Source organism: Kitasatospora sp. SUK 42 (assembly GCF_015776785.2).
Classification (GTDB): Bacteria; Actinomycetota; Actinomycetes; order Streptomycetales; family Streptomycetaceae; genus Kitasatospora.
Genome location: NZ_LFMD02000002.1, coordinates 25,192 through 34,806, shown reverse-complemented (window position 1 = coordinate 34,806; position 9,615 = coordinate 25,192). Strand labels below are relative to the sequence as shown.

Here is a 9,615-nt window from a genome sequence, read left to right as displayed (position 1 = left end):
CCGGGACAGCGCCGGCGCCGGTCTCGCCGAGGCCGCGCGCTCCGCCGCGGCCGCCGCCGAGGAGGGGATGCGCGCCACCATCCCGCTCCAGGCCCGCAAGGGCCGGGCGTCCTACCTCGGCGCCCGCAGCAGCGGCCACCAGGACCCGGGCGCCACCTCCACCGCCCTGATCTTCCGGGCCCTCGCCGACACCGCGGCCGCCCGGTGACCGGCCACACCCCACGCATGAGGCGCTCTTTCAGCCGATGTATCCCCTGAGCACGGCCCGGTCCCGCCACGCCTCCTGCAGAAGCCGCCCCAGGAGCCTGAGGACGTCGGCATCCTCGCCGTAGGCGCAGAACATACCGGCCTCGGAGTCGAAGTCGAGGTCGCTGCCGGGTCGGCCGGCCAGTTCCGGAGCGCGGGCGAACAGGGCCGACCTGGCCACGTCCTCCCAGTCGTGGCCATTGCCGTACTGCCCGAACTCGCCGAACACGTCTTCGGTGTCGGCCATGTGATCGTCGCTCAGTATCAGACAGAACGTGCCCGGCTTGTGGTCGTACTCGAAGAACACCAACGGGAAAAAGGTCTCGCGATCAATCATGCGCTGACCCTACAAGCCCGCACCGACAGACCCCGTTCCCCACGACCAGCCGACGGGACGCCGAGCGTCGTCTTCCGGCCGAATGTCTAGACCTCTGCGACATGGGCGCATCGGATGGGTAGTCAGAGGGTCACCCCCACAGCGAACTTGGAGACCCCCATGTCCATTCGCGTGTCCAGTCGTCCTGTCCTCCTGGCGTTACTCCTGTCCCTGGCCGCGGCCGGGTGCGGCGGCGGCTCGGGAGGAGGTTCCGAGTCGGGCGGCAGGCTGACCGTCTGGCTGGCCGTGGACGCCCAGGAGAGTTGGCCACAATTGGTCCAGTCCACCAATGACCGGTTCACCAAGGCCCACCCCGGGGTCCAGGTCGAGGTCCAGTACCAGCAGTGGCCGACCAAGAACCAGAAGCTGGATGCCGTCCTCGCCGGGAAGAACGTGCCCGACGTGGTGGAGATGGGCAACAGCGAGACCACCAACTACATCCTCAACGGCGCCTTCGCCCCGATCGACCCGGCCCGCTACGACCAGTCGGGCACCTGGCTGCCGGCCTTGGCCGACGCCTGTCGCAACGACGGCAAGATTTATTGCGTGCCCTACTACGTCGGAGCCCGGGTCGGCGTCTACCGCACCGACCTCTTCACCCAGGCCGGCGTCTCCGGGGCCCCGAAGACCTACGCCGATCTGACCTCCGCGCTCGACAAGTTGAAGAACACCTTCGGCGTCGGCGACCCGAACTTCTCCGCCTTCTACATGCCCGGCCGCTACTGGTACGCCGCCATGGCCTTCGTGAAGGACGCCGGTGGCGAGATCGCCGTGAAGGACGGCAACCGCTGGAAGTCCTCGCTCTCCTCCCCCGCCTCCGTCGCCGGTCTCACCGAGTGGAAGCGGCTGATTGACTCCTACTACGTCGGCGACCGCGCCAAGGACAACAGCGACGAGCCGGCCGTCGTCGGCCAGGGCCACGTCGGCGTCTTCTACGGCAACACCTGGGAGGCCGATTCCGCCGCCGACCCGGGCGTCGGCGGAGACCCGAAGCTGAAGGGCAAGTTCGACACCTTCCCCTTCCCCGGCCCCTCCGGGAAGCTCCTGCCGCCGTTCCTCGGTGGCTCCACCCTGGCCGTGCCGGCCAAGTCCACGCGCAAGGACCTGGCCGCCGACTGGATCAGGATGTTCACCGACCGGGACTCGCAGAAAGCGCTGATCGAGGCCAACACCCTGCCCAACAACACCACCCAGCTGGCCGAGGTCGCCGCCGGAGGCATCAACGGACCGGCCGCCCAGGCGGCCCAGACCGGCGGCTGGATGACCCCGTTCGCCCCCGGCTGGACGTCGGTGGAGAAGTCCAACATCCTGCCCGAGATGCTGGAGCGGATCGCCAACGGCAAGGCTTCGGTGCAGGACGCCGCCAAGGACGCCGACAAGCGGATCGACGCCGTGATCAATGAGCGGTGACCGGGTCCGACGGCGGCGGTCACCGCTGCTGCCGTACCTGCTGATCGGCCCGACCGTCATCGCGCTCGGCCTCGTCCTCGGCTACCCGCTGGTGGACATGGTCGTGCTCGCCTTCCAGGACATGACCCGCGAACAGCTGTTCAGCGGCGCGGCGCCGCCGTGGGCCGGTCTGGAGCAGTTCCGGCGGATCCTCGGGGACGGGTTCTTCTGGACGGTGGTGTTCCGCACCTTGCTGTTCACCGCCGCCTGCGTCACCCTGACGGTGATCTGCGGGCTGTTCACGGCGATGCTGATGCACCGCGTCTCCCCGTGGGTGCGCGCCGTCATCGCCGGCGTGCTGGTCACGGTGTGGGCGATGCCGGAGATGGTCGCCGCGTCGATCTTCCGCTGGCTCTTCGACGCCGACTACGGCGTGGTGAACTGGGTGCTCTCCCGGCTGCCCGGCGTCGACCTGGCCAAGCACAACTGGTTCACCGACCCGTGGGAGGGCTTCTCCGTCATCGTCGCCGTCGTGGTGTGGGGATCGCTGCCGTTCGCGGCGATCACCCTACGGGCCGCGCTGGCGCAGGTGCCACCGGAACTGGAGGAGTCCGCGGTGCTCGACGGCGCCCGGCCGTTCCAGGTCTTCCGGCACGTCACCATCCCCGTGATCAGGCCGGTCCTGCTCATGGTCACCACGCTGATGTCCATCTGGGACTTCGGCGTCTTCAACCAGATCTGGCTCATGCGCGGCGGCCAGCCCGAGCGGGAGTACTACCTGCTCGGCGTCTACTCCTTCATCGAGTCGTTCGCCGTCAACCGGTACAGCGTCGGCGCCGCGATCGCGCTCGTGACCGTCGTGCTGCTGCTCGGCGGATCGGTCGTCCACCTGCGCCAGATGTTCAGGACGGGAGAGCTCGAATGAGGCGACGGCGGTCACTGGGCTACGACCTGCTCGGGCTTGCCGTGGCCGCGGTGGTCGGCTTCCCCGTCTACTGGATGGTGCTCACCGCGTTCCGGCCGGCCACCGAGATCCTGAGCCTGCCACCGCACTTCTGGCCGGGCACGCCCACCCTGTCCAACTTCACCCGGGCCCTGAACTCGGAGACCTTCTGGGCCAACGTGCGTTCCAGCGTCCTCATCGGCGTCGGTACCGTCCTGGTGTCCCTGGTCGTCGGCACCCTCGCCGCCTTCGCCCTGGCCCGCTTCCGCTTCCTGGGCCGCCGGGCCTTCGTGGTGGTGATCCTCATCGTGCAGATGGTCCCGCTCACCGCCCTGATCATCCCGGTGTACCTGCTGCTGAACGACGTCGGGATGACCGACAGCATCGCCGGGGTGATCATCACCTATCTGGTGTTCACCCTGCCGTTCACGGTGTGGATGCTGCGCGGGTTCATCGCCGGCGTGCCGGTGGAACTGGAGGAGGCCGCCATGGTCGACGGCTGCGGCCGCCTCGGCGCGTTCCGCCGGGTGGTCCTCCCGCTGCTCGCACCCGGCATCGTCGCCACCTCGGTCTTCGCCCTCGTCCAGGCCTGGAACGAGTACGTCCTCGTCTACGTCCTGCTGTCCAGCCCGAAGAAGCAGACCGTCAGCATCTGGCTGGTCTCCTTCCAGACCAGCTTCGGGACCGACTACGGCGGACTCATGGCGGGTGCCACCCTGACCGCCCTGCCCGTCGTGGTCTTCTTCCTCGTCGTCCAGCGCAGGATCGCCTCCGGCCTCGCCGCCGGCGCGGTCAAGGGCTGACCACGAGCACGGAAGGCCCGGCCTGGCCTGGCCCGGCCCGGAGGACGGCGCCCACGCCCGGAGGAGCCGGAGGTCGACCCGGCTCCTCCGGGGGGTCAGCGCTTGATCGCGACGGCGGCGTAGAAGGAGACCTGGGCGTCGGTGACGGTGGCGGGGAGGAGGCCGGCGGGGGCGTCGGTGTCGTCGCGGTGCCAGCGGTGGGCGGGGACGATACCGGGGTCGAGGAGGTCGAGGCCTTCGAAGAAGGTGGCGAACTCGGCCCGGGGGCGCAGCCGGAGGGAGGTGCCGGCCTGGTTGTAGATCTCCTCGACCTTGGAGGCGCCGGACGGGTCGAGTTCGGCGGTGGCGTGGGAGAGGACCAGGGCGGAACCCGCCGGGAGGGGGTCCAGGAGGTGCTTGACGATGGCGTGGGCTTCGTCGAGGTCGGGGACGAAGTGGAGCAGGGCGACCAGCGAGAGCGCCACGGGCTGCGTCAGGTCGAGGGTCTGTGCGACCTGGGGGGTGGCCAGGATCGAGGCCGGGTCCCGGACGTCGCCGTGGACGTAGGCGGTGCGGCCCTGGGGGGTGCTGGTCATCAGGGCGCGGGAGTGGGCGAGGACGACGGGGTCGTTGTCGGCGTAGACGACGCGGGCCCGCGGCTCCACGGCCTGGGCGACCTCGTGGAGGTTCGGCGAGGTGGGGATGCCGGTGCCGATGTCCAGCCACTGGCGCAGGCCGTGCCGGGCCAGGGCGCGGGTGGCCCGGTGCATGAAGGTGCGGTTGGCGTGGACCGCGATGCGCATGGTGGGGAAGGCGGTCAGGACTCGTTCGGCGGCTTCGCGGTCGACGGCGAAGTTGTCCTTGCCGCCGAGGAAGTAGTCGTACATCCGGGCGCTGTGCGGAATGTCCTGGCGCAGGTGCGGAGCGGCCGCCTCGTCGACCTCCGGCTCGGCCCCCGACGCCACCTCCGGCTCGGCCTCCGACTCGGTGGCCGTCACCCGTATCTCGTCCGTGCTCATTCCCTGTCTCCCTCCTCGGCGATCACGCCAGGCTCGCGGCAGTCTAGCCAACTCACCCGCGCCGCAAGGGCCGTTCTCCTGGCGGGATGCCCGGAGGGCACCGGAGAACCCCCGTTCCCCCGGTGCCCTCCGCTACGGGACGCCCCCTCTGGTGGGGCTCCGCCGGGCCGCGGCTGCGACCCCGTTGAGCAGGCACCATTCTCGGCGTGCGCCATGCCCGGCTCCATGACGTTGAGTTGACGCTTTCCTGGTGCTCCGCGCGACCCCGCCCACTAGGGTCGGAATCCGAACGTGTGCATGCCGGTGACGCACCCCGTACTGCGGCGTTCGGCTGCGCATCCGGGTAGAGCAGGGTTGGTGAGAGCATCGTGGTCGACTCCTTTGGCGCGCTCCTACGGGAGTTCAGGCTCCGGGTGGGGTTGACGCAGGACGAGTTGGCGGACCGTTCCGGCGTGTCGGCGCACTCGATCAGCGTGCTGGAGGCGGGCCGCCGGCGCCCCCGCCTGTCGTCGGTGACCCGCCTGGCCGACGCCCTGGAGCTGGAACCGAACGGCCGGACGCGGCTGATCGCCGCGGCCCACGGACGGGCCGCGCCCGCCGCCCCCACCGTCTCCGCCGTCTCCGCCGTCTCCCCCGCGAGCGCCGGCCCGCCTCCCGCCCGGCCGCTCGGCAGCGGATCGATCTGCCAACTCCCCTCCGACACCCGACTGTTCACCGGCCGCTCCCAGGAGCTCGATCAGCTGCTCGCCCTGGCCGAACGGGCCCCGGAGGGCAGCGACGCCGGGATGGTGGTGATCTCCGCGATCGACGGCATGGGGGGCGTCGGCAAGTCCGCCCTGGCCATCCGCGCGGCCCACCGCGTCCGCGCGGGCTTCCCCGACGGCCAGCTCTTCATCGACCTGCACGGGCACACCCCCGGCACACCGCCGCTCGGCGTCGGCGAGGCCCTGGACTGGCTGCTGCGCTCGCTCGGCGTCCCCCCGCGGCAGATCCCCCAGGACGTCGGTCAGCGCGCCGCGTTCTACCGTGACCGGCTCGCCGACACCCGCACCCTGATCGTCCTCGACAACGCCGCGAGCACCGCCCAGGTCCGCCCCCTGCTGCCCGGCACTCCGGGCAGCCTGGTGCTGATCACCAGCCGCAAGCGCCTGATCGGCCTCGACGACGCACAGATCCTGCGCCTCGACGTCCTGCCCGACGCCGAGGCCGTCGCCCTCCTGCACGCGGGCGCCGGTCCCGGCCGCATCCCGGCCGACCACCCCCGGATCGCCGAACTGGTGGCCTTGTGCGGCCGCCTGCCGCTGGCGATCCGCATCACCGCGGCCCGGCTCCGCCACAGCCGGACGCTCCGCGTCGAGGACCTCGTCGAGGAACTGCGCGACGAGGTCCGGCGCCTGGACAACCTCGCGGACGAGGACCGCAACCTCACCGCCGTCTTCGAGACCTCCTACGCCACCCTGCCCCCGGACGAACAGCTCCTGTTCCGCCGGCTGGGGCGCGTTCCCGGCTCGGACGTCGACGCCCACGCCGCCGCCGGCCTCATGGGCACCGACCACCGCACCGCCGAACGCCTGCTGGAATCGCTCCTGGACCACCATCTGCTCATCCAGCACACCCCGGGCCGCTACCAGTTCCACGACCTGCTCGGGCTCTACGCGCGCACCCTGCGCGGAGACGGAAGCGGCGACGGCACCGCCGGAGCCGGCGACGACGAGGCGCTGGAACGGATCCTCGACTACTACCAGCACACCTCCCAGCTGGCCGACCGCCGGCTCGCCCGCCGCACCCCGCCCCGGGCCCCGCTGGTCCCCGCGACGCCCGCCAGCGCCCCCGAGCTGCCCGACCGTACGACGGCCCTGGCCTGGCTGCGGGCCGAACGCGACAACCTCCTCGCGGTCACCGCCCACGCCGCCGCCCGGGACCAGCCCGCACGCGCCATCGCGCTCACCGCCGCCCTGGCCGCCTACCTCCTCCTGGACGGCCCCTGGACGCAGGCCGCGGCCCTGCACGAGGCGGCGGCCGCCGCGGCCCACGACACGGCGGACCGCCTGGGCGAGGCGGGCGCCCTCCGCGACCTGGGGCGGGTGCGGCACGCGACCGGGGACTACCAGGCCTCGGCCGAGCTGTACGGAAGGGCCCTGACGATCTACCACGACCTCGCGAACCGCCCGGGCGAGGCCGGCACCCTGCACGAACTGGGCCGCGTCAAGGTCCTGACCGGCGACTACCTGGCCGCAGCCGACCTGCACGAACGGGCCCTGGCGATCTTCACCGATCTCGGCGACCGCCTGGGCGAGGCGCACGCGCTCTGCGACCTCGGCCGCGCCCGGCACTCCACCGGCGACTCGCCGGCGGCGATCAGCCTGATGGAACGCGTACTCGCGATCTACCGGGACCTCGGGGACCGCCGGGGCGAGGCGGGCGCCCTCCACGACCTGGGGTACGTCCTGCACGACATCGGCGACGCCCGGGCCGCCGCCGACCTGCACGAGCGGTCCCTCGTGATCTACCAGGCCATCGGCAGCCGCCAGGGCGAGGCCAACGCCCTGTGGAACCTGGGCCGTGCCCGGCACGAGACCGGGGACTTCGCCGCCGCGGCCGACCTGCACGAGCGCGCGCTCGGAATCTACCGGGCACTCGGCAGCCGCCAGGGCGAGGCCGACGCCCTGCACGGCCTGGGCCGCGCACGGCACCGCACCGGTGACGTCCCGGCGGCCGCCGACCTGTACGAGCACGCCCTGGCGATCCACCGGTCCGTCGGCAGCCGCCCGGGCGAGGCCGAACTGCTCAGCAGCATGGGCGCGCTGGCCGCGGACACCAGCGGCCCCGACGAGGCGCTGCGGCTGTACCAGGCGGCCATCCGCCTCGCCCGGCAGATCCACAGCCCCCTGCTGGAGGCCCGGGCCCTGGAGGGCGCCGCGCGCTGCACCCCCGACCGCGCCACCGCCCTCACCAACCTCCGACAGGCCCTGGCCACCTACCGCCGCATCGGCGCCCCCGACGCATCCGCGGCCGCCGCCCACCTCAGCGCACTGGAGGACGGCGCCCACCGCGCCTAGTCACCGACGGGGCGGGAACCGACAGGGGTTCGCGCCGTCAGGCGGCGGGGGGCGGGAGCTGATCCGGGAGGAGGCGGGTGAGCATTTCCCGTAGCCGCGCCGTCTCGTGCTGGGGCAGGGGCAGCAGTGGCGGCCGCGGCGGCCCGGCCGGGCGGTTCTGGATTTCGAGGCCCGCCTTGACGGCCCGGGGAAGGCCGTGGTGGACGATGAACCGCAGGAAGGGCAGCAGCTCCCGCAACAGCTCGTCCGCACGGTCGTCGTGTCCGCCGACGACCGCGGTGTGGAGCTCCAGCACCCACTGCGGTACGAGGCAGGGGGCGGCCGTGCACCAGCCGACGGCTCCGGCGCGGAAGGCGTCCAGGGCGACCGGGTTGCTGCCGTTGTAGACGGACAGCTCCCCGTCGGACTGCTCACGGATGGCGCGGAAGCGGGAGACCTCACCCGAACTCTCCTTGACCATGGTGAGGTTCGGGATCTTCCGGGCGAGCGCGACCACCGCCTCCGGGCGCAGGTCCACACCGCTGGTGCCGGGGTTGTTGTAGAGCATCATCGGCAGGTCGGTGGCGCGGGCCACCTCGCCGTAGTGCCGGACGAGTTCGTCCTCGGTCAGCTTCCAGTACACCTGGGGCAGCACCATGATCGCGGTGGCGCCGTGGCGGGCGGCCACGCGGGCGCGGCGGACCGCACCCCCGGTGCTCCAGTGGGAGACGCCGACGAGGGTCGGCACCTGCCCGGCCACCGTGTCCAGCGTGGCCTCGCAGACCGCGTCCCACTCCTTCTCGCTCAGGTAGGCGCTCTCGCCGGTGCTGCCCAGCGGGGCGACGGCGTGGCTGCCGGCGGAGACGAGGTCGCCGGTGAGTTTCCGCAGTGCGGCCAGGTCGACCTCGCCGGTGACGGCGTCGAAGGGCGTGACCGGGTAGGAGATGATGCCCTTCAGGGGCGGGTTGGCCATCAGAGGTCCACCTGTCCGGTCAGGCAGTCGGGGTGGTTGCGCAGCGCCTTGCGCGCGTAGTACGCGAAGTTCGCCCTGCTGCGCCGGTCGGTGGAGGTCCAGTCGTGGGCCTCACGGGCCAGAGCCGGGTCCAGCGGCTGGATGGTCCCCGCCGACATCGCGAGCAGTTGCAGGCGGGCGGCCCGCTCGATGAGCAGCGCCAGGGTGCACGCCTCCTCGATCGTGGAGCCCGTCACCAGCTGGCCGTGGTGGGCCAGCAGGATGGCCCGCTTGTCACCGAGGGCGGCGGAGATGATCCTGCCCTCCTCGTTGCCCACCGGCACGCCCGGCCAGTCCTTGAGGAAGGCGCAGTCGTCGTACAACGGCGTCGTGTCCATCTGGGAGACCACCAGCGGCACTTCCAGCATGGCGAGCGCGGCCGTGTGCAGCGGGTGCGTGTGGATGATGCAGTTGACGTCCGCACGTTCCCGGTAGATCCAGGTGTGGAAGCGGTTGGCGGGGTTGGGCATGCCCTCCCCCTCCAGGACCTCCAGGTCCTCGTTCACCAACAGCAGGTTGTCCTCGGTGATCTCGTCGAAGCCCAGCCCGAGACGCTGGGTGTAGTAGGTGCCCGGCTCCCGCCCGCGGGAGCTGATCTGCCCGGCGAGGCCCGAGTCGTGGCCGCCGTCGTAGGCGATCCGGCAGGTGAGCGCCAGCTTCTGGCGCGTGGTCAGTTTCGAATCCCCGAAGTGCTGGTCCATCTGCCGCTCGGCGCGGTCGACGAGGACGTCCTTCGAGTCCTGCAGCGTTTTCGACATGCGTCTGCTCCAGTTCTCCGGCCCTGGCCCCCATGGCCGGGCCCGCCTCCGG

At 71.7% G+C, this 9,615-nt stretch carries 9 protein-coding genes; 5 read left to right on the top strand and 4 right to left on the bottom strand.

All coding sequences use genetic code 11. The features are described from left to right. Positions 1 to 208, top strand: a 208-nt coding sequence (locus RZ50_RS00105) for a DAK2 domain-containing protein (RefSeq protein WP_217680150.1), incomplete at its 5' end; no start/stop codon positions are given. Positions 209 to 238: 30 nt separating this feature from the next. Here RZ50_RS00105 and RZ50_RS00100 read toward each other — a convergent pair. Continuing rightward, positions 239 to 583 carry an immunity 51 family protein gene (locus RZ50_RS00100; protein ID WP_196947838.1) on the bottom strand — a complete coding sequence of 115 codons (345 nt, stop codon included), beginning with the start codon at positions 581 to 583 and terminating at the stop codon, positions 239 to 241. Positions 584 to 742: 159 nt separating this feature from the next. Here RZ50_RS00100 and RZ50_RS00095 point away from each other — a divergent pair, with 159 nt between their 5' ends. From RZ50_RS00095 to RZ50_RS00085, 3 genes are read left to right on the top strand one after another with little or no spacing between them, the layout of a single operon-like run. Continuing rightward, on the top strand, positions 743 to 2,032 hold the full coding sequence (locus tag RZ50_RS00095) for an extracellular solute-binding protein (RefSeq protein WP_196947837.1): 1,290 nt from the start codon (positions 743 to 745) through the stop codon (positions 2,030 to 2,032). Further along, a complete protein-coding gene (locus tag RZ50_RS00090) occupies positions 2,022 to 2,936 on the top strand; it encodes a carbohydrate ABC transporter permease (protein ID WP_196947836.1) in 915 nt (304 codons plus the stop codon). Before RZ50_RS00095 ends, RZ50_RS00090 begins: the two co-directional genes overlap by 11 nt. Beyond that, on the top strand, positions 2,933 to 3,757 hold the full coding sequence (locus RZ50_RS00085; RefSeq protein ID WP_196947835.1) for a carbohydrate ABC transporter permease: 825 nt from the start codon (positions 2,933 to 2,935) through the stop codon (positions 3,755 to 3,757). Before RZ50_RS00090 ends, RZ50_RS00085 begins: the two co-directional genes overlap by 4 nt. A 95-nt stretch (positions 3,758 to 3,852) precedes the next feature. On the opposite strand, the gene RZ50_RS00080 is transcribed toward RZ50_RS00085, so the two are convergent. After that, positions 3,853 to 4,755 (bottom strand): SAM-dependent methyltransferase, encoded by a 903-nt coding sequence (locus RZ50_RS00080; protein ID WP_196947834.1) that lies wholly within the window; start codon positions 4,753 to 4,755, stop codon positions 3,853 to 3,855. A 368-nt stretch (positions 4,756 to 5,123) separates the two neighbouring features. On the opposite strand from RZ50_RS00080, the gene RZ50_RS30000 reads away from it, so the two are divergent. Then, positions 5,124 to 7,814, top strand: a complete 2,691-nt coding sequence (locus tag RZ50_RS30000) for a tetratricopeptide repeat protein (protein ID WP_217680148.1) — start codon at positions 5,124 to 5,126, stop codon at positions 7,812 to 7,814. A gap of 37 nt (positions 7,815 to 7,851) precedes the next feature. Here RZ50_RS30000 and RZ50_RS00070 read toward each other — a convergent pair whose 3' ends face one another. Both RZ50_RS00070 and RZ50_RS00065 read right to left on the bottom strand, forming a co-directional pair. Then, the gene (locus RZ50_RS00070; RefSeq protein WP_196947832.1) at positions 7,852 to 8,766 is read right to left on the bottom strand and encodes a dihydrodipicolinate synthase family protein; all 915 of its coding nucleotides are present in this window, start codon (positions 8,764 to 8,766) and stop codon (positions 7,852 to 7,854) included. Continuing rightward, entirely contained in the window at positions 8,766 to 9,563 is a 798-nt protein-coding gene (locus RZ50_RS00065; RefSeq protein ID WP_196947831.1) for an aldolase, read from the bottom strand. The genes RZ50_RS00070 and RZ50_RS00065 overlap by 1 nt, the downstream gene beginning before the upstream one ends. Positions 9,564 to 9,615: the final 52 nt, after the last annotated feature.